Consider the following 22,914-nt stretch of genomic DNA (forward strand, 5'->3'; position numbering starts at 1 on the left):
CAAGCGCAACCGCCACGTCCATCGCAGCCCACCTCACGTTCGTGACGACGCGTACGTCCCTCTGCTCGAGGCGGGTTAAGCGAGACCATCGTCTTGATTTGCCCGACGTGGCAAGGCCAGCGCCTGCGACAAACTAACACGACGGGCAATTCAGACATGCCATCCGTGCGGAAATTGCCCGTCGGCCGTTCCTGAAACTGCATCAATCGCCGCGGCGGCGCGCTGCGCCAGAGACCGGGGCACGCGGTGTCTCCTGATGCCAAGCCGGCAGCGACGCGTCGCGCAGACTTTCCGACGGGGACTCGCCGTAGATCTTGCGATACTCCTTGGCAAAGTGACCCGGGTTGTTGAACCCGCAACGCAACGCGATCGACATCACCGTATCGCCTGGCTCCGGCGCGCACAGCATGCGGCGCGCATGCTGCATGCGGTTCTGCTTGATCTTCTCGCCCAGCGACATGCCGCTGTTCGCGAAATACTGGTAGACCGTCCGGGAACTGATGCCGAATTGCCCGGCGAGCTGTTCGATTGAAATCTTCCGCTGCCAGTTCGCTTCGATGTAGTTCAGCATGTTGCGGATCGGCTCCGGCATGCCGTCGTCCTGGTGCTGCCGGCTCGCGGTCAGATCCAGGGCCGAGCCGACGAGATGCACGCGGCCTTCGGACGGGCTGTAGACGCAACTGCCCATGCCGCGGACCCGGCGCGGCGCGCCGTCCTGCGCGACGACGCGGTAGTCGCACGTGTATCCTGTCCGCTTCGCGATGGCGCGGCGTATCGTCTTCTCGAGCGTAGCCCTGTCCTCCGGATGCACGTGGCTCAGCACCTCGCTGAGCGACGAGGCCGTTTCCGGTGTCTGCGAGGGCTCGTCCGTACCGACGACGATATTGAACGTTGAAAGGCCGGCGAGCTTCTCCGCCGCGGCCAACTGACTCTCCAGGATCTTGGTTGCGGTGATGTCTTCGACGACGGCGCAGAACCATTTCACGCGGCCCGCCGCGTCGTGGATCGGATTGACGATCACGCGCCCCCAGACGATGCTCCCGTCCTGTCGCACGTAGCGCTTGTCGATGCGATAGCTGTCGATCTCGCCGGCGAGCAGCCTTTCGTGCTGCACCCGGTTGCTGTCCCGATCTTCGGGATAGGTCAGATCGAGGAAGCTGATCCCGGCCGACCTGAGCTGTTCCAGCGTATAGCCGACGATCCGGCAGCACTCGGCATTCGCGAAGCGGATCAGCCCGGTCTCGACGTCCACGATCGAGATGCCGACGCCCAGGCTGTCGAGAAACAGCCGCGGCATCTCGACGATCTCGACGATGTCCTTCTCTGGCATGTCAGCGGCCGAAATTGAGACTCCACTCACCCTAGCAGTCGTCGCTGCCGTGTTCTTGATTTGGGACAATTGATCCCCGGTTGCCCATCGGGCGTCGGGCCGATGCGCACTCTCGGACCCTGCAGAATCGGAACAGGACTGCAGAATCCCGGCTAACTGAATCTTACTAGCGTGCTGCTAAATTGAATGAAGCCCGGAATTTTACGGGGTTCTTACTCAGCTGCGCCTTTGCGCCGGTTTCCCGTGTCGCCCGCGAACGATCGCGCGACTGCCCGGAGGATGCCGGCAGCAGAACTCGCGTTCATCAGGAGACATCGATGTTCGGCCGCAAGACCCAAAGCGAGACCCTGGCGACCCTGGCGACGAACGCGATCACCGCGAGAGTCATGGTCGCGGACGACAAGCTCAACATCGTGTACATGAACGAAGCGGTGACGGAGCTGTTGCGCGAGGCCGAATCCGACCTGAAGAAGCAACTGCCGAACTTTCGCGTCGATGGACTGATCGGCAGCAACATCGACATCTTTCACAAGGACCCGTCGCACCAGCGCAACATGCTGCGGGCGCTCACCTCCGAGCACCGGGCGACCATCAAGATCGGCAAATGGACCTTCGACCTGATCGCGCAGCCGCTGCGCAACCCGGATGGAAGTCGAGCCGGCACGGTGGTGGAATGGTCAGACGCGAGCATCCGCCTGCAGAATTTGGACTACCGCGCCCAGGTCGATGCGATCGGCCGATCGCAAGCCGTCATCGAGTTCAATCTGGACGGCACGATCATCACCGCCAACGACAACTTCCTGAATGCGCTGGACTACAGCCTGGCGGAGATCCAGGGCAAGCATCACAGCATGTTCGTCGCGCCCGACGAGCGCAACGGCGCGGCCTATCGCGAGTTCTGGGCGGCGCTAAATCGCGGTGAGTACCAGGCCGCCGAATACAAGCGGATCGGAAAAGGCGGCAAGGAGGTCTGGATCCAGGCGTCCTACAATCCGGTGTTCGACCAGAGCGGCAAGCCATTCAAGGTGGTCAAGTTCGCCACCGACGTGACCGCCCAGAAGCTGAAGAACGCCGATCTCGCCGGGCAGATCGCGGCGATCGGCAAGTCGCAGGCGGTCATCGCGTTCAACCTGGACGGCACGATCATCGACGCCAACGACAATTTCCTTCAGGCGCTCGGCTATACGCTGTCCGAGATCAAGGGCCGCCACCATTCGATGTTCGTCGATGCGTCAGAGCGTGAGAGCCAGGCCTACCGCAATTTCTGGGCGGCCCTGAACCGCGGCGAGTATCAGGCGGCGGAATACAAGCGCATCGGCAAGGGCGGGCGCGAGGTGTGGATCCAGGCGTCCTACAATCCGATCCTCGACCTCAACGGCAAGCCGTTCAAGGTGGTGAAATACGCCACCGACATCACCAGGCAGGTCCTGGCGCGGATGGGCAACGAGCGCGTCCGCAGCATGATGGAGTCGGTCGCAGCAGGCTCCGAGGAGCTGAATGCCTCCGTCCGTGAGATCTCGGCAGCCATGACGAAATCGCGTGAGACCGCCATGGGCGCTGCCGACCGCGTGGCCTCGGCCGATTCGCAGGCCAAGCGCCTCAGTGATGCGACCCAGGCGATGAGCGGCATCGTCGAGATGATCAGCAACATCACCGGCCAGATCAACCTGCTGGCGCTCAATGCCACGATCGAGTCGGCGCGCGCCGGCGACGCCGGCCGCGGCTTCGCCGTGGTGGCGTCGGAGGTGAAGAACCTCGCCAATCAGGCCAAGGCCGCCACCGACAAGATCGGCATGGAAATTTCCGGCCTCAACGAGATTTCGACCGAGGTGGTGAACGCGCTGAGCGCGATCAAGGCCGAGATCCAGAACGTCAGCGAATACGTCACCTCGACGGCCGCCGCGGTGGAAGAGCAAAGCACCGTCACCGGCGAGATGTCGTCCAGCATGCAGCGCGCCGCCGCGGAAGCGCAGGCAATTTCCGCCGGGCGGGCGTAGGTTTCGGCAGCACCGAGGTAAGTCGCGGCTGGACGATCGGCTCGGCTCACACGATCCGGGCGTGGTCATCGGCCAGTTCGGATGCGCATGATCGGCCCCGTCTCGCCGACCGTGTCGGTGAAATAGGACATCAGTGCCGCGTCGCGTCCCATGCGACCGGCAGGTTGAGCAGCCCGCGGAAGGCCCAGCCCCCGATGCGCGCGGGCTGATCGCTGCGGAGTCGCAGGTTTTGCAGCCGGGCGAACAGCGTCGGCAGCGCGACGTCGGCGATCATCGCACGCGAGGCCCAGGCGCCGGCGCAGAAATGCGGGCCGGCGCCGAAGGCGATGCTCTTGGAGACGTCGCGGCGGATGTCGAAGCGCTCGGGATCCGCGAAATGCGCCTCATCGCGGTTGGCGGAGCCGAACATCAGGAACACCCGCTCCTCCGGCTCGAACGCGACCTCGCGGATGGCCCATGGCTTGGCGATGCGACGCGGCGACATGCCGATCGGCGAGATCCAGCGGGCATATTCCTCGAACACCTGCAGCCAGCGCACCTCGCCGCTCATCGCAGGCGGGAGCTGCTCGGGATGCGTCAGCAGCGCCCACACCGTGCCGGCGATCGCATCGCGCGGCTCGTTCTGGCCGCCTGAGATCGCGAGCTTGATGTTGGCGCGGATGCTGTCCATCGGCATCCCGCTTGCGAGCATCACGCCGAGCAGACTCTGGTTCGGGCTCTTCTCCAGCACCGGCAGCATGTCGTCGATCGCGGCATCGATCCCGGAGGTCGCAGCATGGCAGCGCGCCTCGACTGCGACATCACCCGTGTAGTTGGCGATGCCGTCGATCATCGCCTGCGACCAAGCGTTCATGTCCTGGAACCGCATGTTGGTGAGGCCGGTGATCAGCTTGAGGCATTCGGCCGAGAACGGCAGCGCGAAGTCGCGCACGAGGTCGACCTTGGCGGCCGGGTCGAGCGCATCGATCAAGCGGTCGGCATGGGCCTGGAACTGCGCCAGCCAGTGCACGCGCACCGCGCGCGGCGACACCGCCGGCGCGATCGCCTGCCGCTCGGCCATGTGCGCGGGCCCGTCCTTGCGCATCATGTTGTGGCCCATCAGCCGGTTCATCAGCCCCTGCGGCTGGTGCGAGCTGAACACGTCGATCTGCTTTTCGGAGACGAAGATGTCGTCGCGCCGGCACAACAGCGTGCTGCCGAGCTGCGGCACGAACGCGATCGGCGCCTCCTTGCGCATCCGCGCCAGCGCCGGATAGGGATCGGCCCAAAAGGCGGTGGGATCGATGTCGAAATGCGGTGCGGTGCTCACGCGCGGTCTCCGGTCAGTCGGTGCAGGCTAGCCGCACGCGCTCGCCGCGTCTGTCCCGGTGATGGGTGACAGCATCCGGGCCGCACTCAATTCAGCGGCCTCAGTTCAGGGGCTTTGGCGCCGCCATCAGTCGCAGCGCGATGGCGAACAGCTCGTTCTGCGAGGCGATACCGAGCTTCTCATAGGCGCGCTTGCGATAGGTGAAGACCGAGTTCAGCGCGATGCCGAGATCGCCCGCGATCGCCTCCGAGCTGAAGCCCTCGAGGATGCGGCGGCAGACATCCTTCTCGCGCGCCGTCAGCACCGACAGCGGCCCGCCGGTCGTGAACAGCAGCGCGAACTTGTCGGCCGGGTCCGTGACGGCGGCCTGCTCCTGGCAATGCCGCGCGACGATGGCAGCCACGACCGGGGCGACTTCCGTGATGCGCTGCCGCTGGCCGGCCGTGAAGCCGCCCTGCGCGACCGTGCGATAGAAGTTCACATAGGTGCAGTGATCACCGACCCAGATCGCGGTCGCCGCCTTGTCGACGATCTCGGAATCTTCGAAGAACAGCTTGCGATAGCCCTTCGGATACATCCGGCGCGCGAAGTGCGGCAGCACGATGTGACGGGCCTCCGCACGCTCGCGGAAGATCACCTCGCGGTTCGGGTCGGCGGTGTGGAAATGCTCCGAATAGGCAGCGCCGAGATCGGGGCCGATCGCGATGTTGCCGGTGCTGAGCAGACAGCGCGCGGAGCGCTGGTCCTCAAAGGTGAACACCATGCAATGGCCGACGTCGGCGACCGCGCGCAACGTGTCGATCAGGACGTGCGGAAACGAAGGCTTGCCGATGGCGAGCACCATGGCGCTGACGGCGCCGGTCGCATCGACGCCTGGCCTCGAGGCCTCCATGCGTTCCTCCCGGATGGTCTGTTTTGCAAAGCCTAGCAGCAACGGCGCAGGCCTGGAAGGCGGCACGGCGTCACCAACCACGGGGACAGACGCCGGCCGCCCGCCACACTATTCTCCCCGGCTCGAAGTCTCGGCCGATCAACGCGCCGGACACGCTCAACGGGGAGGAACTGCGATGAGAGCCGCTCTGACTGTGCTCGGCCTGGCTGCGACGATGGCGCTCGCCATGCCGGCGGCGCGAGCCGACATCAAGGTCGGTATCGTGGTGTCCGCAACCGGGCCGGGGTCGGCGCTCGGGCAGCCGCAGATCAAGGCGGTGGCGGCGCTGCCGAAGGAGATCGGCGGCGAAAAGATCGTCTACATCGCGCTCGACGACGAGTCCGACAGCGTCAAGGGCCTGCAGAATGCGCGACGCCTGGTCATCCAGGACGGCGTCGACGTCATCATCGGCTCGTCGCTGACGCCGGTCACCATGCCGATGCTCGACGTCGCGCTGGAGAGCCGGACGCCGCTGTTGTCGCTCGCGGCGTCGACGGCGATCGTGCAGCCGATGGACGACAAGCGCAAATGGGCTTTCAAGGTCGTGCCCAATGACGACATCATGGCCGCAGCCATGCTCAAATATATCGCCAGGACGGGCGTGAAGACGCTCGGCTTCATCGGCGTATCCGACGGCTATGGCGAGGGCTACTATCAGGAGGTCAGCAAGCTGGCGCCGACGCTCGGCATCACCGTGACCACCCACGAGGTCTATGCGCGCGGCGACACCAGCGTAACCGGCCAGGCGCTGAAGGTGATCGCGACCAATCCGGACGCGGTGTTCATCGCCTCCGCCGGCACACCCGCCGTGCTGCCGCAGCAGGCGCTGCGCGAGCGCGGCTATGCCGGCAAGATCTTCCAGACCCACGGCGTGGCGACGCAGGAGTTCATCAAGCTTGGCAAGGAGAACGTCGAAGGCGCGATCTTCGCCGGCGAGGCGTTCTCGATCGCCGACGATCTCGTGCCCGAGGATCCGTTCCGCCGCGCCAACGACGCCTTCGTCTCGGCCTACCAGGCCGCCAATGGCGACAAGCCGAACATCTTTGCCGCGCATCTGTGGGACACGGCCACCTTGCTGAAGGGCGCGATCCCCGGCGCGCTGAAGGCCGCCAAGCCCGGCACGCCAGAATTCCGCGCCGCGCTGCGCGACGAGCTCGAACGCGGCAAGGACGTCTATCTCAACAACGGCCTGTCCACCATGAGTCCCACCAACCACAACGGCTACGACGAGCGCTCGGCGTTCCTGATCAAGGTCGAGGGCGGGAGATTCAGGTTGGTGAAGTAGCACCGTTGCGTCGCGCGTATCTCGTCCGCCTGCCACGCAGGCAGTGCGCTCCCCTCCCCCTTGCGGGGAGGGGGCGGGGGTCCACGAGTCCTGCTGCAAGTGATGAGAGCTGAACGCGGCTGCCGCTGGGGCAGTCGCGCGAGTCGAACGGCCTCACCGCGTCATTGCGAGCGAAGCGAAGCAATCCAGGGCCGCTTGCATGGCCCTGGATTGCTTCGTCGCTTCGCTCCTCGCAATGACGGATCGTGTTGACCGAGAACGTCGACGGACGCAGGACGTCTAGTTAGCTCAGTTGACGCGCCGGCGAACTCTACGCCGTTCAGCGCCCGGAGACCCCCACCCCCGCCGCCTCCCGCAAGGGGGAGGGGAGCGCACTGCCGTCGCGGCGCGCGCTTTGCGCTACTGAGCCGACAGATCAGGTCGAGCTGGCGGTGCGGAACCCAGGCGCCAGAACGTCCACGACACAATGAGCGCGAACAACGCCCAAGCGATCATTCCATAGGCCTCGCGCTCGGTGTCTGTCCCATACTGGTCGATCAAAACCAACGGCAGAAGATAGGCGAAAAACACCGCCGAGAAGTACCAAAGGCCGGTCCGGGTCAAAATCAGATAGAGGGCGCCACCGTAGAAGAACTGGACGACGACAGCCGGTACAGCGACCAGCATGAGGCGAGGCAGCGAGCCCCCTATCATGTGTCCATCGTCCAGCCAGGACCAGAACATCATGAAAATGATGAAGGCCACCGAGAACGCTGCACTCGACGCCAGCCAGGCAATGATAAATCTCTTCATAGCCGTCGACATCCCAGTGTCCGCAACTGACGCAAAGGCTGCTACGCCGGCACGCTCTCCACCGCCGCCGCCTTGCCCAAAATCAAATCCGCCGCCTTGTCGCCGATCATCAGCGTTGCGGCGTTGAGGTTCGCCGAGATCATGCGCGGCATGATCGAGGCATCAGCGACACGCAGGCCCTGCAAACCGTGGACGCGGAGCTGGTCGTCGACAGTGGCCCAGGTGGAATCAGCCGGGCCCATACGGCAGGAGCAGCCGGGGTGGAAGGTGGTGGTGGCGCGCTGGATGGCGGCGGCGAGGAATTCGTCGTCGCTCGAGACCTTCGGGCCCGGGAAGTCCTCGTACGCGTAGTACGGCGCCAGCGGCGCTGACGCCAGCAGGCGGCGCGCGAGCTTCATGCCGGCGACGATGACGCGGCGGTCGAGTTCGGCGGTGAGATAGTTGGTCTGGATCAGCGGCGGCGCGAACGGATCAGCGGAGCGGATGCGGACGTAGCCGCGGCTTTCGGGACGCTGCTGCCAGGAGGCCACGGTCATGCCGGGCTCATCCTCGAGCTGGCCCTGCACGCCTTCCTTGTAGCTTGCCGGCGTGAAGGTGAGCTGCAGATCGGAGCGCTCGGCGGTCTCGCCGGAATGCCAGAAGCAGTAGACCATGGTGGGCGAGAGCGACAGGATGCCCTTCCGCGTGACCGCCCATTTCAGCGCCTCGCCCCACAGATTGAGGCCGCGCGCGAGCTCGTTGATGGTCTTGATGTTCTTGACGCGCGCCACCGTGCGCGGTGCGTAATGGTCCTGCAGGCCCTCGCCGACGCTTGGCAGCGCATGCCGGACCTCGATGCCATGCTCCTGCAGCAGCCCGGGCGCGCCGATGCCGGAGAGCTGCAGCAGCTGCGGCGAGTTGTAGGTGCCGCCCGACAGGATCACCTCCTTGCGCGCGCGCACCTCGACCGGCACGCCGCCGCGTCCGCCCCGGCTATAGCGCACGCCGACCGCGCGCTTGCCTTCCAGCATGATGCCCGTGGCGTGGGCGTTGGTGCGGACCTCGACATTCGGCCGCTTGCTGGCGGGCTTCAGGAACGCTGTCGCCGACGACACGCGGCGGCCGTTCTGGATGGTGCGTTGGACGTAGGACACGCCCTCCTGGATGGCGCCGTTGTAGTCGGGATTGCGCGGGATGCCGAGCGACATCGCGCCGTCCATGAAGGCCTCGCACAGCGTGTCCTTCCACTCCATGGTGGTGACATGAAGGTTGCCGTCGCGGCCGCGATATTGCTCGTCGCCGGCGCCGATGCGCTTCTCCATGCGCCGGAAGTGCGGCAGCACATCGGAATAGCTCCAGCCGCGATTGCCCATCTGCGCCCAGGTGTCGAAATCCTGGTGCTGGCCGCGGTTGTAGACGTGGCCGTTGATCGAGGACGAGCCGCCGAGCGTCTTGCCACGCGGCGCATAGATGCTGCGCCCGTTGGTATAGGGCCCCGGCTCCTGCTGGTAGCCCCAATTGATGCTCTTCATGTAGAAGGTCTTGATGAAGCCGGCCGGGAGATGGATGTAGGGGTGCCAGTCGCGCGGCCCCGCCTCCAGCACGCACACCGTCACCGACGGATCCTCGCTGAGGCGGCTGGCGACCACGCAGCCGGCGGAGCCGGCGCCCACGATCACATAGTCAAACGTATCCATCTCGTCGTCCCGGTCTCGTCAGGCCTGCCGCGTGGCGCGGCAAGGCGGCGTTAGCGCGATCAGCGCGGCTTGTCGTTCAATTGATAGTCGAGATGCACCCGCACCGTCGGCCACTCCGCGGCGATGATACTGTAGACGACCGTATCGCGCAGCGTGCCGTTGGGCGCGATCTGGTGGCTGCGCAAAATGCCGTCCTGCTTGGCACCGAGCCGCTCGATGGCGCGGCGGCTCTGGTGGTTGAAGAAGTGGGTGCGGAACTCGACCGCGATGCAGTTCATCGCCTCGAAGGCGTGCGCCAGCAGCAGCCGCTTGCACTGCGTGTTGAGCGCGCTGCGCTGCACCCGCTTCGCATACCAGGTCGAGCCGATCTCGACGCGGCGGTTGGCGGCATCGACGTTCATGTAGGTCGTCATGCCGGCGACGCGGCCGTCGGCATCGAGCACCGTGAACGGCAGCATGCTGCCGGCCGTGAACAGGCCGAGCCGGCGCTCGATCTCCTTGGTCATGGTCTCGGGTTTCGGAACCGCGGTGTACCACAGGTTCCACAACTCGCCGTCGCGCACGGCCTCGACCAGCGCGTCGTGGTGGTCAGGCGACAGCGGCACGAGGCTGGCGTGCGCGCCGCGCAGGGTAACTGGTTCGAGAAAGGGCATCAGCGGATTCCGTCATTGCGAGGAGCGCAAGCGACGACTTGTCCGCCATAGCCCGAAGGGCAACGGCGGAAGCAATCCAGGGCCGCGTATGCCGCCTTGGATTGCTTCGCTGACGCTCGCAATGACGGAACTACCACGTGAAACGTCACTTGTTCAGAAAATTCAGCGGCAGGCCCGGCCGCGGCCAGTCCATTGCGACCAGTTCTCCCCGGCCCGACAGCGTGATGTAGGCCGTCTTCAGCTCCGGCCCGCCGAAGGCGATGTTGGTGGTGACGCGATCGCCGGTCGGCACCTGCTCGACCAGCGTGCCATCGGGCGCGATCACGCTGATGCAGCCCGAGATCAGGGTGGCGACGCAGACATTGCCGTTGGCCTCGACCGCGAGCGAATCGAACATCTGGTAGCCGCCGAGGCCGCAGATCGGCCGGCCGCGCTCGCCGCGATAGATCACCTCGCGCGGCTTGACCGTGCCGGGCTCGGAGACATCGTAGGCCCAGAGGCGTGCCGTCGGCGTCTCCGCGATGTAGACGGTCTTTTCGTCCGGCGACAGGCCGATGCCATTGGCCGGCAGGATGCCGTGCACGGCCTCGACGATCTCGGTCATCCCTGGCTTGAGATAATAGAACGCGCCGACATCCATGTCGCGGGAGCGGCGCTTGCCGAGGTCGGAGAACCACAGGCCGCCGTGACGGTCGAACACGAGATCGTTGGGCCCGCGCAGCTCGTGCTCACCGCAGCGCGTGACGACAGTCTCGACCTTGCCGCTCTGCAGATCGATGCGCTGGATCGAGCCGCCGAGATAGTCCTCAGGCTGCGGGCCCGGCATGATCATCTTGCCGGTCGGTATCCAGGAGAAGCCGCCATTGTTGCAGATATAGATTTTGCCGTCCGGCCCCAGCGCCGCGCCGTTCGGCCCGCCCGGGATCTGCGCCACGATTTCCTTGCGGCCGTCGGGGAACACCCGCGTCAGGCGTTTGCCGCGGATCTCGACCAGCACGACCGAGCCGTCGGGCATCACCACCGGCCCTTCCGGAAATTCGAGATCGGTGGCGAGCACGCGCATGTTGGACATCGGACGAACCTCCCGCTGGCCACGCCGCGTTGCGGCGCGTTGTTGTTATGCGGGACGTTATCGCAAAGCCTGCGCAGCTTGCCAAGCAAGCGGCCGGGCGCAAGGCCGCAGAGCAGCCTTGCTGCGGGAGCCGCTTGCAGCGTCTCGACACAAGTCGCAGGGGTTCAGCGGACGATCGGCAGCCAGATCTCCAAGCCGCCATTGCCGGTCAGCGGATCGAACCTTTGATCGTAGCGCTCGAAATTCGGCGCGTCGGCGACCTCATGGCCCGACTGCGGCAGCCAGCGATTCCAGATCGTATGCACGGTGCGGCGAATCGACGAGACGTGGCCGGCATGGGTGAACACGGCGAAGGTCGCCGCTGGAACCCGAACGCGGCTGAAGGCGCGCGGCAGGTCGGAAAAATCGGCGACCTCGACGCCCGCGATGTAGTCGAAATTGCCGGCATCATCGCCGTTGCAGCAGACGCCATAGGCCAGCGCGCCACGACGGGCCGGGATGTCGTGGACGACCTCGTGGAAGCGGCGCCACAGCGCGGGAATGCCGGCGCCGTTGTCGACACTGACGCGCTCGCCCACTCCGGCGACGACGAGCGGCTCGGCGGTGACGAAGCGTGGCGGCGCGAGATCGTCGAGCGGGGTCTGGTCCATCAGGATCGGCTCCTGCAATACGAGGCCATCGAGACGCGCATTGCTGCGCACGGATTCCGGCGTGACGCCGAACTGATCGCGAAACGCGCGCGTGAATGCTTCGTGGGAGCCGTAGTCCGCCTCCAGCGCCAGACTGAGAATGTCGGGCGCACCGCCGGCCAGAGCCCGTGCCGCCTCACTGAGACGGCGCAGCCTGACATAGCGCATCACCGACACGCCGGTCGCGGCTGCGAAGGCGCGGACGATGTGAAAGCGCGACACCCCCGCGATATCGGCGATGTCATCGAGCGACAGCGGCGCCGACAGGTGACTCTCGATGAACCAGAGCGCCTTCTGTGCGGGGTTGGTGGACACGCCGGTCTCCTGACGAAGCGACCCAGCCTGCGCGATCGCAGCCTCGCCCGCTTGATCGTTGTTGCGCTGCGCGCCGAATTATTTGCCGGCCGGCTTCGCCGGCGCTGTCTCCTTCGCGGCCGGCGCTTCGGGCTTCTTCCTCATGTCGTCCGCGAGCTTCGCCTGCGACGCCTTCAACTCTTCGATTGCGCCCTGCTGCGCGATGAGCGCGGCCTTCAGCGCCTGGATCTGGCGATTCGCGGCGTCGAGCTTCTGCTGATGATCGAGCGCCTGTTTCGACATCGTCTTCTGCAGGAAATCGATGTTGCTCTGCAGACAGGACGTCCGGCGATCCATGGCCTTTTCTGCCGTGCAGATTTCGATGCCCGGAATATCCTGCGCATATGCAACGTAGCTCACACACCACATTGTCAGCACAGTTACGGCAAGCAAACATCGCATCACAATTTCCTCATTGGCTCGCCAAACACATGATTTTGCGTGGAACTGGCGCCGTTTCTTGAATGATACCATACTGAGACCTCATTCGCGCATTGAGGTTCGCCGCTCAGACCCGTTTTCAGGGAGATGCACAGAATGGCTACGCGCGAAAAACGGCTGGCGCAATTCGACGGCAGCGGCGAACCGCCGCCGGGACAGGTCGTGGAGGTGCTGTGCGAGGATCACAGCGGCACCTATCAGCTGCCGTTCCCCTGCTTCTACGTCGACGGCAAGTGGCACAACAAGGAATCCGGCGGCGCGATCGAGGCCACCGTGATCGGCTGGCGCCTGCCGCGCGCACGCTTCGAAGAACGCAATGGGCGGCGCGCGCAGCCGGCCTTCGCTTCCGTTCGCACCTCGCCCGCCTCGTCTTATTGATCGTATCGCGCCGGACGGATCGCCCTGGGCTTCGCCTCAGGGCCGGTCCTGCCGGAAGTCGACGTCGTGACCAGAGAAGATCAGCCACTCACGACGCGACCGTCATCAGCAGCCCGCCGATGACCATTGCCGAAACAAATCTTTCCAGATCGACGGCACCTGGTCCCACATCCGCCGCGCCATCGCGATCGTCGGCTCCTTGAACGAGGAGGAGCCGCCGCAACGCATGCGGAATGTTTCAAAATGTGACGCCGCACCTCCGGCGTCTTAATTCTCGGAACGCGGCGGGAACGAATCGCGCCCGAATCAGCCGGCGCGCGCTGTACGAATCCCGTTCACGGCGAGATATGGACATCCGACGGCGGGACCCACCAGATGCTGAAGCCGTCCATCCGGCCGCGCCACGCGACCGGATGGCAGAGGTTAACGCGAGAGAGGAGCGCGGCCGCTCAGGTCCACGGCGTGACCGGCGGCACCTTGTCGGTCGCCGGTGGCATCTCGACAGTCTTGAAATCGGCCGGGCTGACAATCTCCATGTATTCCATGTCGGGAGAATAATCGTAGAGGTAGTGAACGATGCCCGGGCGCTGGTGCACGACGTCTCCGGCCTTCACCAGGGTCGGCTTGTCCTCGTACATGAAGCGCGCCCAGCCCTTCATCATGATCACGATCTGGAAGTCGCAATCGTGCCGATGCCAGCCGGTGCCGTCGACCGGCGGACAATCGGGATTGGCCTTGACCAGATGGCAGATCACCTGGCCGCCGGTGGCGTCGGCGATACCGAGATCGCGATAGAGGAAGAAGTCGCGCAGGCCTCCTCCCGTGTAGTCGGTATCCTCGGGCTTGATATGCGAGAACTTGGTCACTGCGGCATGCTGGTTCATCACGGCCTCCACCGGTTGATTCGCGGCAGCGGCAGCCGTTGAGACCCACGATCGGCCGCAACGGCCACCTCGCCCGAAAGCGGATGGTGCCATGCGAGAACCACGCCACGCCCCGCGTTGCGTGCAGCAATCGCCTTCGATTGCTGCACGTCATGCCGCGAAGCATTTGGTAACAACGAGGTTTTGCGTGCGCTGCGAGATCGGCTCCAGCCGGCTCGCGCGCCGCAGCGGCCGCCCGGTCAGCTGCGAATCCGGCTCTAAATTGTGCAGACTCTGCCCCGCCCGTGAGCCGCCGCTGATGACGGGCTAGTACTCGACCTCGAGCTCCTCGATCTCCTCGGGCTCTGCCTGGGCCGCCTCGATCCACTCGCGCATCTCCGGCATGGCCATGATCAGCTTGGCATACGCGTCGAGCTGCGGATCCAGCTTCACGTCGTAAGTGACGAAGCGCGTGACCACCGGCGCGTACATCGCGTCCGCCATGCTGCGATGTCCGAACAGGAACGGCCCGCCGGATTTCTCCAGGCAGTCGCGCCAGATCGCCCAGATGCGGTCGATATCGGCCTGCGCCCGGGTCCAGACCTTGAAGCCCGGGAAATGCCCCTTCAGATTCACCGGCAGCGATGCCCGCAACGTGGTGAAGCCGGAATGGATTTCGCCGGAGATCGAGCGGCAATGCGCGCGCTGGATGCGGTCGGCCGGCAGCAGGCCGGCGTCCGGGAAGGTCTCGTTGAGATATTCGGCAATGGCCAGCGTATCCCAGATGGTGGCGCCGTCGTGCCGCAGGCACGGCACCAGGATCGAGGACGACAACAGCAGGATCTCGGCCCGCGCTGAGGCATCATCGGGACCGACGACCACCTCGTCGAAATCGAGCCCCGCGAACTTGGCGAGCAGCCAGCCGCGCAACGACCAGGACGAGTAGTTCTTGCTGCTGATGGTCAACGTCGCTTTGGCCATGTCGCCCTGCCCTCTTGTCGTTTGTCGTTCAGCGCCGATCCGGCCGCATTGTTCGGACATGACGCCGGAGCCCGATACTCCAGTGATTTCACACAGCAAGCGACATGCCAGTTTTTGAGGCAAGACTCCGCGGCTGTGGCTCCGATATTGCATATCCCGAAGTGGAATAACGGACGGGATCGATGGCGCTGCTGTACCAAGCCTACCAGAACCACATGGACCTGACCGAGCCATGGCGCCAGGGCGCCGCGGCGGCCATGCGCTATCTCAACCTGATCCCGTCGGGGCTCTCGAGCCGCGCCATGCGCCGGCTGTCAGCCGCGTTCGAGCTGGTCTCCCGCTCGGCCTTGACCTACGCCCGCCCCGCCTACGGCATCGACAGCGTCATGGTCGGCAATCGCGAGCTCGGCGTCACCGAGGAGGTGACGTTCAAGACTCCGTTCGGCTCGCTGCTGCATTTCAAGAAGGACGGCGCGCCGGATCAGCCCAAGGTGCTGCTGGTCGCGCCGATGTCGGGCCATTTCGCGACGCTGCTGCGCGGCACGGTGCAGACGCTGCTGCAGGATCACGACGTCTACATCACCGATTGGCACAATCCGCGCGACATTCCGCCGGGCCACGGCCGCTTCGGGCTGGAGGATTACACCGATCATCTCATCAGCTTTCTCGGCCAGCTCGGGCCGCGCCCGCACATGGTCGCGATCTGCCAGCCCTCGGTGTCGGCGCTCGCCGCGACGGCGGTGATGTGCGAGGACAACCACCCGTCACGCCCGGCGACGCTCACCTTGATGGCCGGACCGATCGACACACGGATCCAGCCGACCAAGGTCAACGAGTTCGCCAAGAGCAAGCCGATCGACTGGTTCGAGAACAACCTGATCCACTATGTTCCCTTGCAGTGCCGAGGTGCGTTCCGGAAGGTGTACCCGGGCTTCGTCCAGCTGACCGCTTTCGTGTCGATGAATCTCGAGCGGCACCTCAAGCAGCACATGGATCTCGCCAACCATCTCGCCAAGGGCGAGGTCGCCAAGGCCGAGACGATCAAGACGTTCTACGACGAATATTTCGCGGTCATGGATCTGCCGGCGGAGTTCTACATCGAGACCGTGCGCGACGTCTTCCAGGAGCATCTGCTGCCGCAGGGCCGCCTGATGCATCGCGGCCGTCCGGTGGATCCGAAGGCCGTCCGGCGCATCGGCCTGATGACGGTCGAAGGCGAGCGCGACGACATCTGCTCGATCGGCCAGACGCTGTCAGCGCAGGACATCTGCACCAATGTGCGCGCCTATCGCCGCGTCCATCACATGCAGGCCGGCGTCGGCCATTACGGCGTGTTCAGCGGCAAGAAGTGGAATAACGAGATCTACCCGCTGCTGCGCGATTTCGTGCACGTCAATTCGTGAGGCCACTCCGGCTGCGCTGCACGCGCTGCAGCGTGGCCGATGGCGTCTCTCCGAACTTGTCGCGATAGGCGCCCGCCATGCGCCCGAGATGTGAAAAGCCCAGCTCGAAGGCGATGTCGATGATCCGGGCGTCGGGTGCCGCCGTCATCAGTTGTGCGTTGAGCCGAGCCAACCGGATGTCGAGCAGCATGTCGGAAATCGACATGCCGAAATGACGGCGGAAGGCGCCCTGCAGCGCCCGGATCCCGACGCCGGCGGCGGCCGCAAGCTCGGCGAGATCGAGCGGCTCGGCCGCGTGGGCATCGAGCAGATCACGGGCCCTTCGCACGGCTCCCGGCAGCGTGTCGGCCCGGCCGGAATGCAGCCTGATCGCCTCAGACAGTCCGCTGCCCGGCTGCTGCAACAGAATGTCCAATAGCGTCTCCCGCCAATTCGCCGCCATCACCGCTGGCAGATTACGCTCATCGCCCAACCGTTCAGCCAGATCGGCGAGCTCGAGCATGTGGGCGCTGAGGCGCAGGCCATGATCGGCCGCCAGCGCGATCGCAGGATCGAATTCGACCGGCTGCACCGTCCGTCCGGACAGCGCGGCGGCGCGCTGCTCGACCAGCCGGCGGTCGAGCAGCAGGATCAGCTGGGCGCAATTGTCCCAGACCATGCGCGTCGGCAAGGTTGGCGACAGCAACGAGGCCGCGTCATCCGGCCCGGTTGCAACCTCGCGCGAAGCGGCGCGGATGGATGCTGCCCCCGAAAAGGGAAGCTGAACCAGGAAGAAGCGGTCCAGGCAGCCGGGATCGATCGTCACCACGCCGCCATAGGCGACATAGTTGATCGAGAAGCCGTCGAATGCCGCGCAATTATGCAGCGCGAGGAAATCGCGCGCAGTCTCGGCCTTCGGCTGCAGCCCGTGGGGGCAGAAGATGCGGCCTATTTGTTCAGCCGCCTCATCGACATCGTGCGTTGCAACACGACGATAGGCTGATAGCCGCGGCTTTGCGGTCGGTGTCGCATTGCGATCCCAGGCTGCACTTGCAGTCATGATCCACATCGCCCGTCGAATTCATTTGAAACCTATAATAATTAGCAAGTGGCGTCGAGGGATTCGTTTTCTGGATAGACACCGCGACGCCTTGGCTCGATCCTTCATGCGTGTGCAGGAAGGGAGACACGTCATGATCACACTCGAAAAGGGCATCACGCGCGCCGGCACCGGCTATGCCGGCACGACCTGGAACATCCTGGGTCAGCTGTACTTCCCCAAAGCGGTGACCGATTCCACCTTTGCGTTCGAAACCAACAGCGAGCCAGGACAGTTCGTCCCGGTTCACGTCCATCCCACGCAGGATGAATTCATCCTGGTCCAGGAAGGCGTGCTCGATCTCAAGCTCGACGGCGTCTGGGTCAAGGCGCATGCCGGCGATCTCGTCCGCATGCCGCGCGGCATTCCGCACGGCTACTTCAACAAGTCCGACAAGCCGGCGCGCGCGCTGTTCTGGGTGTCGCCGATGCAGAAGCTGGAGGCGCTGTTCAAGATGCTGGACAATCTCGCCGACCCGGCCGAGGTCGTGCGTATCTCGGCCGAGCATGAGGTCAATTTCCTGCCGCCCGAGGCCAACGACTAATCATCAGCTCATGGCCGCAGCGACGCGGCCTGCTGCGAGCACCGGCGCCTGATCGCGCCGGGCATAGGAGCGGTGCGTCTGTCGCTGCCTGTCGCTCTCGCGTGCGACGGCGGCCCTCCTTGATGCGGGCGGGCCTCGGCGGCGCATGCTTCGGTCGCGCCGGGCGACCTTCGTCATCATCACCCTTTCAAAGGGCCGGTCTCGCGCGGCAGGCGAACGCTGCCGGCACGCGGCTGCGCTCACGACATCAGGAGGTCCCATGATCCACCGCAAGAACGTCTGCGTGATCGGAGCCGGCGTGTCCGGCCTCGCCACCGCCAAGGCCTTTGCCGCCCGCGGCCACAACGTCACCATTGTCGAGCGCAGCGCCGATCTCGGCGGCGTCTGGGAGCCGGCGCGGTCCTATCCCGACGTGCAGACGCAGAGTCCGAAGGAGCTCTATCGCTACACCGACAGAGCGATGCCGGACAGCTATCCGGAATGGCCCAAGGGTCCGCAGGTCTACGCCTACCTCGCCGACTATGCGACGTCACACGATCTGACCCGCCTGATGCGGCTGAACACCGATGCTCTTTCGATGCAGCGTCGCACAGACGGCAAGCCTGGCTGGACGCTGGAACTCAGGACGGGCGATCGTACGAACCGGGAGGATTTCGATTTCGTGGCGGTCTGCACCGGGCAGTTCAACGAACCGCAGACACTGTCGCTTCCCGGCGAGGATCAGTTCAGGGCCGCGGGCGGCGACATCATGCACTCGTCGAAATACAACGACGCAACGCTTGCGAGGGGCCGCAACGTCGTCGTGCTCGGCGGCTCGAAATCGGCGACCGACATCGCTGTCAACGCCGTCAGGTCCGGGGCACGCTCGGTCACGATCGTGTTCCGCGAGCCGGTGTGGCGCATTCCCTATTTCATCGGCGGCCTGATCAACTTCAAGCGCATTCTCTACATCCGCGCCCAGGAGCAGATGTTTGCGAGCTGGGGCATCGGCCCACTATCGCGCCTTGCTCACGCACTGGCCAAGCCGCTGGTCTGGGCCAATTGGCGCGGCCTCGAGAGCCTGCTCAAGGCCCAGCTCAAGCTGGCCAAATGCAAGATGGTGCCGAAGATCAGGATCGAGGACGGCGTGAACTGCTCGGTGCCGATCGCCACGCCGGACTTCTTCCCCATGGTGGCCGACGGCCGCATCAAGGCCGTGCTCGGCACATTCGATCACTACGAGCCGAACACGATCGTCGCCAGCAACGGCGAGCGCATTGCGGCCGACGTTGCGGTGCTCGCGATCGGCTACAAGCTCGGCGTCCCCTTCCTGTCGGAAGCCGACCGCGCCAAGCTCGTCGACCCCGATGGCCAGTATCGCCTGTACCGCCTGATCGCCAATCCCGATTTGCCCGACCTGGGCTTCGTCGGCTTCAACTCCAGCTTCTGCACCGTGCTCTGCGCCGACATGGCCGCCCATTGGCTGGTGCGCTATGCCGACAAGCAGCTGGCGCACCAGCCGACCGAACGCGAGATGCGCGACAACATCGCGATGATGCTGCACTTCAAGCGGGTCGAGCGCCCCGCGGCCGGCGTCTATGGCGGACTGTGCGTCGCACCCTACCATTTCAAACATTTCGACGAGCTGCTGGCCGACATCGGCGCGACGCGGCGGCGGCGCAATCCGTTGGCCGAGATGTTCACGCCGCCCGACGCGGACGCGTATGGCGGCTTCCTTGCGTCCGCACCAGCGTACCAGGCTGGCTGAGCGCGGAAATGCCGATCCGCTGCGCCGCACTGCAGACATCGCGGCGCCGCAGACCGGGCCAGATTAGGCACGGAGTTCGCTACAGGGCTCCGCAAGCCCTTGCCGGATCTCCCGGCCGCTGGCCTTGCCACCCCGGCCGGGCTATGCAGGGCGTCCCTCGGCCTCCAGCCGTCCGTCTTCGGAGCCAGCCATGACCTTCTCGATCCATCGCCGCACCATCGGTCTCGCGATCTGGGCCGCCCTCCTCCTGACAACCGCTGCACGGGCCGCGGATATTCACGTCATGATCTCCGGCGGCATGACCGCGGCGTTCAAATCCCTGGTGCCGGAGTTCGAGCGGCGCTCCGGGCACAAGGTCACGATCGCCTATGGTCCGTCGATGGGAACGACGGCGAATGCGATTCCCGTTCGCCTCGATCGCGGTGAGCCTGCCGATGTCCTGATCATGGTCGGCTATGCCCTCAGCGATCTCGCCACCAAGCGCAAGGTGATGCCCGACAGCCTCGTCGAGCTCGCCAATTCGCCGATCGGCGTCGCCGTGAAGACCGGGACGCCGCATCCCGACATTTCGAACGCGGAGGCCGTAAAGCGCATGCTGGTCGCCGCCAAGACAATCGCCTATTCGGACAGCGCCAGCGGCGTCTACGTCTCGACCGAGATGTTCGACAAGCTCGGCATCAAGGACGAGATGAAGGGCAAGGCGCGGATGATTCCAGCAACTCCGGTTGGCGAGATCGTCGCCCAGGGCGAAGCGGAGATCGGCTTTCAGCAGATCAGCGAGCTGAAGCCGGTGCACGGCATCGACATCGTCGGCCCGCTTCCCGCCGGGCTGCAGAAGATCACGGTGTTTTCCGCGGGCATCGCCACGGCAGCGAAGGAGCCGGAAGCCGGCAAGGCGCTGATCCACTTCCTGGGATCACCGGATGCGCGCAAGACGATCGCGGAGAGCGGACTCGATCCGATCGTCAGGAGATCTCCGAACTGATCTATCAAGTTCTGGAACTAAAAACTCTCCCTCGCGTCCAGCGCGGGGAGAGTTCCAGCAGTTGTATCACACAGGAAGACCTCAGACGCGCTCACTGCGTGAGCAGGGTCGACTCGCTGAGATTGTTGGCACCGTAGGCCTTCTTCAGCGTACCGTTCGTCTTGGCTTCGGTCATGAACTTGGTCACGAAGGCGAGCGACTGCGGCCGCTTCTGCGGCACCGCAACAGCCGTGTCCGTTTTCTTGAAGGTCTCGCTCAACACCTTTGTGCCGGGAACCTGCTTGGCGATGAGCGTCAGCTGATCCCGCGCCAACGCCAGCGCATCGATCTCGCCCGCGCTCAGCAGCGCATAGACCTCCTCGTAGGACTTGAAGCCGGTGACAGTCGCCTTCTTCAGGAAGGCCTTCGCCCCACGCAGAACCGTCGTATCGTTGATCGCCGCGATTTCATGACCGGCCGCATCCAGCGCGGCGATGTTCGGAATGTCGAGGCCGGCACGGATGATGAACGTGGTCTCGACCGAGTCATAGACCGGGCCAAACGAGACCTTGGTCTCGCGCTCGGCGTCCTTCGGCATGAACGCCACGTCCCAGGTCCCCTTGCCGGCCTCGTCCGTGATGGCGTTGGAATTCGGATGCTCGACGAACTCGACGGGCACGCCGACCTGCGCCGCCATCGCCTTTCCGAGCTCGACCGGAACGCCGGCATAGCCGCTGTCGGACTTCACGCACCAGAACGCGCCGCCGGCCGGTCCCACCGCGAGCGCGACCCTGAGCTTGCCGGTCGGAGCAATCTCCTCCTTCAAGCCAGCCGCGACAGCGCCGTTGCTGAACAACGCAAATACCGCAGCGACGAGCGCTGCGTTGCGCAGCCAGTGCCACTTCAACATGGCCCTCTCCCATAGAATTGCAAAGATGAAACCGCGTCGCACCTTGCCGGGAGCACTGTTAAATACAGCTTACTTTCGTCGCGCAAAGCAACATGCGGCGCGTAAAACTTACGCGCCGCGATTGCCGTTTCAAATTAGCCCATAGCGAAAATTGATTAAACGCGCCTTAAACGCAGCGGCGAACCCACACGCCGTTGACCAGCACGGTCCGGCAGGCCGTCGTCGCAGCGGCCACAGGGGGTCTACGGACGACGACCGCTCCGGCCGCGCCCGCACAGCCCGCCCGCACGACGCCGCGCGCACAGACGACGGCGTTCGCATCGGACATCGAGACGAACGGCATCAACGCGAGGAGAAACAGTCCGCACAAGGTCGAAAGAATGATGCGTGAGAAAATGCGCATGGTCGAACTCCTGATGATCATCATGTGATTAGTAAATTATCCACCCTGTCTGGACTGTGCAGACGCGGCCTCGGCTTGGCAACTGTGACAATTTGGGTGGATCGAACGAATGCACGCTGCCGTGAGCGCCGGTGTGAGCCGTGCCGCCAACACGGCCGGTTACCGATTTGCTGCGAACTGCGCGAGCATGCCGTTGCAGGCTGGCGAGAGCGATCCCGCATTGGCTGCGAGGCATTGCGCGACGCGGCCACCGCCAGGCTCGATGCCGCTGCAAAACGCGCGGGCGTCGGCGCCGCATGCGGCCCGGACGATGCGCAGCTCCTCGAGAGGCCGCAGTGGCCGCAGCACCATGGCCGGAGCCGCACGCGCCGCCGCCGGCGAGGTCGCGGGCGCGGCGGCGGCTGAGGTCGATGCGGCGGCGGTCGCCCCGCCGGCTCCGCTCGCCGCCGCGATCGCCTTGGCGCAGGAGGCGGACACCTTCGCCTTGTTCTGATCGAGGCACTGCAGGGCAGCCGCGCCGCCGGGCGGCACGCTGCTGCAGACCTTGCGGTAGTCGCCGCTGCAGGCACCGCGGATCGCCGCGACCTGCGCGTCGCTGGGTTTGGCGGACGGCGCGGCGGCCGCCGCAGATGCGGGCGGCTTGGAGGGCTCGGGCGTGGTTGCCGCCTGCGAGGGCGCCGCCGGCGCGACGGGCTGCGCCGCCGCTTTCGGTGTTTCGACCGCCTTGGGCGCGTCGGTGGCTGTCTTGGGCGCCTCGACGGCGGTCTTGGGTGCCTCGGCCGCGGCGGGCGGTTTCGCTGCGACCGGCGACGGAGCCGCCGGCTTGGCCTCCGCCGCGGGCTTCGGCTCCGCAGCAGGTTCGAGCGCCTTCACCGCGGTCTGACATGACGATGACAGGCCGGCCATGTTCTTCTGCAGGCACTGGAAGGCCGCCGCGCCGCCGGGCGGCACACTGGAGCATTTGGACATGTAGTCCGACCGGCAGGCCGACTTGATCGCGTTGCGCTGCGCGTCTGTCTGCGCCAGCGCTTGCGTTGCAACGAAACCGGTTGCGACGGCCATGCCGAGCGTGAGCATCCATCTGGAGTGATTGATCATCGGTCGATCCTCAATG

The 22,914-nt window shown here is 65.2% G+C and carries 22 protein-coding genes; 7 read left to right on the plus strand and 15 right to left on the minus strand.

Annotated features, from left to right (window positions below):
• Window positions 1-202: 202 nt before the first annotated feature.
• Window positions 203-1,330 carry a PAS domain-containing protein gene (locus tag ACQR07_RS33830; RefSeq protein WP_434906384.1) on the minus strand — a complete coding sequence of 376 codons (1,128 nt, stop codon included), beginning with the start codon at window positions 1,328-1,330 and terminating at the stop codon, window positions 203-205.
• Between the two features lie 317 nt (window positions 1,331-1,647).
• Between ACQR07_RS33830 and ACQR07_RS33835 the strand changes: the two genes are divergently transcribed.
• The gene (locus tag ACQR07_RS33835; protein WP_434906385.1) at window positions 1,648-3,327 is read left to right on the plus strand and encodes a PAS domain-containing protein; all 1,680 of its coding nucleotides are present in this window, start codon (window positions 1,648-1,650) and stop codon (window positions 3,325-3,327) included.
• Between the two features lie 130 nt (window positions 3,328-3,457).
• On the opposite strand, the gene ACQR07_RS33840 is transcribed toward ACQR07_RS33835, so the two are convergent.
• Complete coding sequence (locus tag ACQR07_RS33840; protein WP_434906386.1) at window positions 3,458-4,636, minus strand: cytochrome P450; 1,179 nt, start codon at window positions 4,634-4,636, stop codon at window positions 3,458-3,460.
• A 100-nt stretch (window positions 4,637-4,736) separates the two neighbouring features.
• A complete protein-coding gene (locus ACQR07_RS33845) occupies window positions 4,737-5,528 on the minus strand; it encodes a helix-turn-helix transcriptional regulator (protein ID WP_434906387.1) in 792 nt (263 codons plus the stop codon).
• Window positions 5,529-5,703: 175 nt separating this feature from the next.
• On the opposite strand from ACQR07_RS33845, the gene ACQR07_RS33850 reads away from it, so the two are divergent.
• Window positions 5,704-6,852, plus strand: a complete 1,149-nt coding sequence (locus ACQR07_RS33850) for an ABC transporter substrate-binding protein (RefSeq protein WP_434906388.1) — start codon at window positions 5,704-5,706, stop codon at window positions 6,850-6,852.
• A gap of 399 nt (window positions 6,853-7,251) precedes the next feature.
• Here ACQR07_RS33850 and ACQR07_RS33855 read toward each other — a convergent pair whose 3' ends face one another.
• From ACQR07_RS33855 to ACQR07_RS33880, 6 genes are all read right to left on the minus strand, one after another.
• Window positions 7,252-7,644, minus strand: a complete 393-nt coding sequence (locus ACQR07_RS33855; RefSeq protein WP_434906389.1) for a hypothetical protein — start codon at window positions 7,642-7,644, stop codon at window positions 7,252-7,254.
• A gap of 41 nt (window positions 7,645-7,685) precedes the next feature.
• Window positions 7,686-9,320 carry a GMC family oxidoreductase gene (locus ACQR07_RS33860; RefSeq protein ID WP_434906390.1) on the minus strand — a complete coding sequence of 545 codons (1,635 nt, stop codon included), beginning with the start codon at window positions 9,318-9,320 and terminating at the stop codon, window positions 7,686-7,688.
• 59 nt (window positions 9,321-9,379) lie between these two features.
• Window positions 9,380-9,973 (minus strand): GNAT family N-acetyltransferase, encoded by a 594-nt coding sequence (locus ACQR07_RS33865; RefSeq protein WP_434906391.1) that lies wholly within the window; start codon window positions 9,971-9,973, stop codon window positions 9,380-9,382.
• A 145-nt stretch (window positions 9,974-10,118) separates the two neighbouring features.
• Window positions 10,119-11,045: an SMP-30/gluconolactonase/LRE family protein gene (locus ACQR07_RS33870; RefSeq protein WP_434906392.1), complete on the minus strand. Its 927-nt coding sequence runs from the start codon at window positions 11,043-11,045 to the stop codon at window positions 10,119-10,121.
• A 164-nt stretch (window positions 11,046-11,209) separates the two neighbouring features.
• Entirely contained in the window at window positions 11,210-12,049 is an 840-nt protein-coding gene (locus ACQR07_RS33875) for a GyrI-like domain-containing protein (RefSeq protein WP_434906393.1), read from the minus strand.
• A 78-nt stretch (window positions 12,050-12,127) separates the two neighbouring features.
• A complete protein-coding gene (locus ACQR07_RS33880; RefSeq protein ID WP_434906457.1) occupies window positions 12,128-12,490 on the minus strand; it encodes a hypothetical protein in 363 nt (120 codons plus the stop codon).
• Between the two features lie 135 nt (window positions 12,491-12,625).
• Between ACQR07_RS33880 and ACQR07_RS33885 the strand changes: the two genes are divergently transcribed.
• Window positions 12,626-12,907 (plus strand): hypothetical protein, encoded by a 282-nt coding sequence (locus ACQR07_RS33885; RefSeq protein ID WP_434867462.1) that lies wholly within the window; start codon window positions 12,626-12,628, stop codon window positions 12,905-12,907.
• A gap of 449 nt (window positions 12,908-13,356) precedes the next feature.
• Here the strand turns inward: ACQR07_RS33885 and ACQR07_RS33890 are convergent, their stop codons facing one another.
• Together ACQR07_RS33890 and ACQR07_RS33895 are read right to left on the minus strand one after the other, a co-directional pair.
• On the minus strand, window positions 13,357-13,791 hold the full coding sequence (locus tag ACQR07_RS33890; RefSeq protein ID WP_434906394.1) for a cupin domain-containing protein: 435 nt from the start codon (window positions 13,789-13,791) through the stop codon (window positions 13,357-13,359).
• A 306-nt stretch (window positions 13,792-14,097) separates the two neighbouring features.
• Window positions 14,098-14,751 carry a glutathione S-transferase family protein gene (locus ACQR07_RS33895; protein WP_434906395.1) on the minus strand — a complete coding sequence of 218 codons (654 nt, stop codon included), beginning with the start codon at window positions 14,749-14,751 and terminating at the stop codon, window positions 14,098-14,100.
• Between the two features lie 182 nt (window positions 14,752-14,933).
• On the opposite strand from ACQR07_RS33895, the gene ACQR07_RS33900 reads away from it, so the two are divergent.
• The gene (locus tag ACQR07_RS33900; protein ID WP_434906396.1) at window positions 14,934-16,154 is read left to right on the plus strand and encodes a polyhydroxyalkanoate depolymerase; all 1,221 of its coding nucleotides are present in this window, start codon (window positions 14,934-14,936) and stop codon (window positions 16,152-16,154) included.
• Here ACQR07_RS33900 and ACQR07_RS33905 read toward each other — a convergent pair.
• Window positions 16,144-17,193 carry an AraC family transcriptional regulator gene (locus ACQR07_RS33905; RefSeq protein ID WP_434906397.1) on the minus strand — a complete coding sequence of 350 codons (1,050 nt, stop codon included), beginning with the start codon at window positions 17,191-17,193 and terminating at the stop codon, window positions 16,144-16,146. The genes ACQR07_RS33900 and ACQR07_RS33905 overlap by 11 nt on opposite strands.
• A gap of 133 nt (window positions 17,194-17,326) precedes the next feature.
• Between ACQR07_RS33905 and ACQR07_RS33910 the strand changes: the two genes are divergently transcribed.
• From ACQR07_RS33910 to ACQR07_RS33920, 3 genes are all read left to right on the plus strand, one after another.
• A complete protein-coding gene (locus ACQR07_RS33910; protein ID WP_434867467.1) occupies window positions 17,327-17,776 on the plus strand; it encodes a cupin domain-containing protein in 450 nt (149 codons plus the stop codon).
• Between the two features lie 145 nt (window positions 17,777-17,921).
• Window positions 17,922-19,523: a flavin-containing monooxygenase gene (locus tag ACQR07_RS33915; protein ID WP_434906398.1), complete on the plus strand. Its 1,602-nt coding sequence runs from the start codon at window positions 17,922-17,924 to the stop codon at window positions 19,521-19,523.
• A gap of 190 nt (window positions 19,524-19,713) precedes the next feature.
• Window positions 19,714-20,508: an extracellular solute-binding protein gene (locus tag ACQR07_RS33920; protein WP_434906399.1), complete on the plus strand. Its 795-nt coding sequence runs from the start codon at window positions 19,714-19,716 to the stop codon at window positions 20,506-20,508.
• Between the two features lie 91 nt (window positions 20,509-20,599).
• On the opposite strand, the gene ACQR07_RS33925 is transcribed toward ACQR07_RS33920, so the two are convergent.
• The 3 genes from ACQR07_RS33925 to ACQR07_RS33935 form a co-directional block, all read right to left on the minus strand.
• Window positions 20,600-21,397 carry a transporter substrate-binding domain-containing protein gene (locus tag ACQR07_RS33925; protein ID WP_434906400.1) on the minus strand — a complete coding sequence of 266 codons (798 nt, stop codon included), beginning with the start codon at window positions 21,395-21,397 and terminating at the stop codon, window positions 20,600-20,602.
• A gap of 166 nt (window positions 21,398-21,563) precedes the next feature.
• Window positions 21,564-21,800, minus strand: coding sequence for a hypothetical protein (locus ACQR07_RS33930; RefSeq protein ID WP_434906462.1), 237 nt, complete (start codon window positions 21,798-21,800; stop codon window positions 21,564-21,566).
• Between the two features lie 159 nt (window positions 21,801-21,959).
• Window positions 21,960-22,898, minus strand: coding sequence for a hypothetical protein (locus ACQR07_RS33935; protein ID WP_434906401.1), 939 nt, complete (start codon window positions 22,896-22,898; stop codon window positions 21,960-21,962).
• Window positions 22,899-22,914 lie beyond the last annotated feature (16 nt).

Source organism: Bradyrhizobium sp. HKCCYLS20291 (genome assembly GCF_051167715.1).
GTDB lineage: Bacteria > Pseudomonadota > Alphaproteobacteria > Rhizobiales > Xanthobacteraceae > Bradyrhizobium.

Excerpts from the sequence above, each read along its gene's own strand:
- ACQR07_RS33845 (WP_434906387.1), bottom strand. The coding sequence starts at position 5,528 with ATGGAGGCCTCGAGGCCAGGCGTCGATGCGACCGGCGCCGTCAGCGCC.
- ACQR07_RS33850 (WP_434906388.1), top strand. The coding sequence starts at position 5,704 with ATGAGAGCCGCTCTGACTGTGCTCGGCCTGGCTGCGACGATGGCGCTC.
- ACQR07_RS33915 (WP_434906398.1), top strand. The coding sequence starts at position 17,922 with ATGCTTCGGTCGCGCCGGGCGACCTTCGTCATCATCACCCTTTCAAAG.
- ACQR07_RS33925 (WP_434906400.1), bottom strand. The coding sequence starts at position 21,397 with ATGTTGAAGTGGCACTGGCTGCGCAACGCAGCGCTCGTCGCTGCGGTA.
- ACQR07_RS33880 (WP_434906457.1), bottom strand. The coding sequence starts at position 12,490 with ATGCGATGTTTGCTTGCCGTAACTGTGCTGACAATGTGGTGTGTGAGC.
- ACQR07_RS33855 (WP_434906389.1), bottom strand. The coding sequence starts at position 7,644 with ATGAAGAGATTTATCATTGCCTGGCTGGCGTCGAGTGCAGCGTTCTCG.
- ACQR07_RS33835 (WP_434906385.1), top strand. The coding sequence starts at position 1,648 with ATGTTCGGCCGCAAGACCCAAAGCGAGACCCTGGCGACCCTGGCGACG.
- ACQR07_RS33870 (WP_434906392.1), bottom strand. The coding sequence starts at position 11,045 with ATGTCCAACATGCGCGTGCTCGCCACCGATCTCGAATTTCCGGAAGGG.
- ACQR07_RS33935 (WP_434906401.1), bottom strand. The coding sequence starts at position 22,898 with ATGATCAATCACTCCAGATGGATGCTCACGCTCGGCATGGCCGTCGCA.
- ACQR07_RS33905 (WP_434906397.1), bottom strand. The coding sequence starts at position 17,193 with ATGACTGCAAGTGCAGCCTGGGATCGCAATGCGACACCGACCGCAAAG.
- ACQR07_RS33930 (WP_434906462.1), bottom strand. The coding sequence starts at position 21,800 with ATGCGCATTTTCTCACGCATCATTCTTTCGACCTTGTGCGGACTGTTT.
- ACQR07_RS33860 (WP_434906390.1), bottom strand. The coding sequence starts at position 9,320 with ATGGATACGTTTGACTATGTGATCGTGGGCGCCGGCTCCGCCGGCTGC.
- ACQR07_RS33885 (WP_434867462.1), top strand. The coding sequence starts at position 12,626 with ATGGCTACGCGCGAAAAACGGCTGGCGCAATTCGACGGCAGCGGCGAA.
- ACQR07_RS33830 (WP_434906384.1), bottom strand. The coding sequence starts at position 1,330 with ATGCCAGAGAAGGACATCGTCGAGATCGTCGAGATGCCGCGGCTGTTT.
- ACQR07_RS33865 (WP_434906391.1), bottom strand. The coding sequence starts at position 9,973 with ATGCCCTTTCTCGAACCAGTTACCCTGCGCGGCGCGCACGCCAGCCTC.
- ACQR07_RS33900 (WP_434906396.1), top strand. The coding sequence starts at position 14,934 with ATGGCGCTGCTGTACCAAGCCTACCAGAACCACATGGACCTGACCGAG.
- ACQR07_RS33895 (WP_434906395.1), bottom strand. The coding sequence starts at position 14,751 with ATGGCCAAAGCGACGTTGACCATCAGCAGCAAGAACTACTCGTCCTGG.
- ACQR07_RS33890 (WP_434906394.1), bottom strand. The coding sequence starts at position 13,791 with ATGAACCAGCATGCCGCAGTGACCAAGTTCTCGCATATCAAGCCCGAG.
- ACQR07_RS33910 (WP_434867467.1), top strand. The coding sequence starts at position 17,327 with ATGATCACACTCGAAAAGGGCATCACGCGCGCCGGCACCGGCTATGCC.
- ACQR07_RS33920 (WP_434906399.1), top strand. The coding sequence starts at position 19,714 with ATGACCTTCTCGATCCATCGCCGCACCATCGGTCTCGCGATCTGGGCC.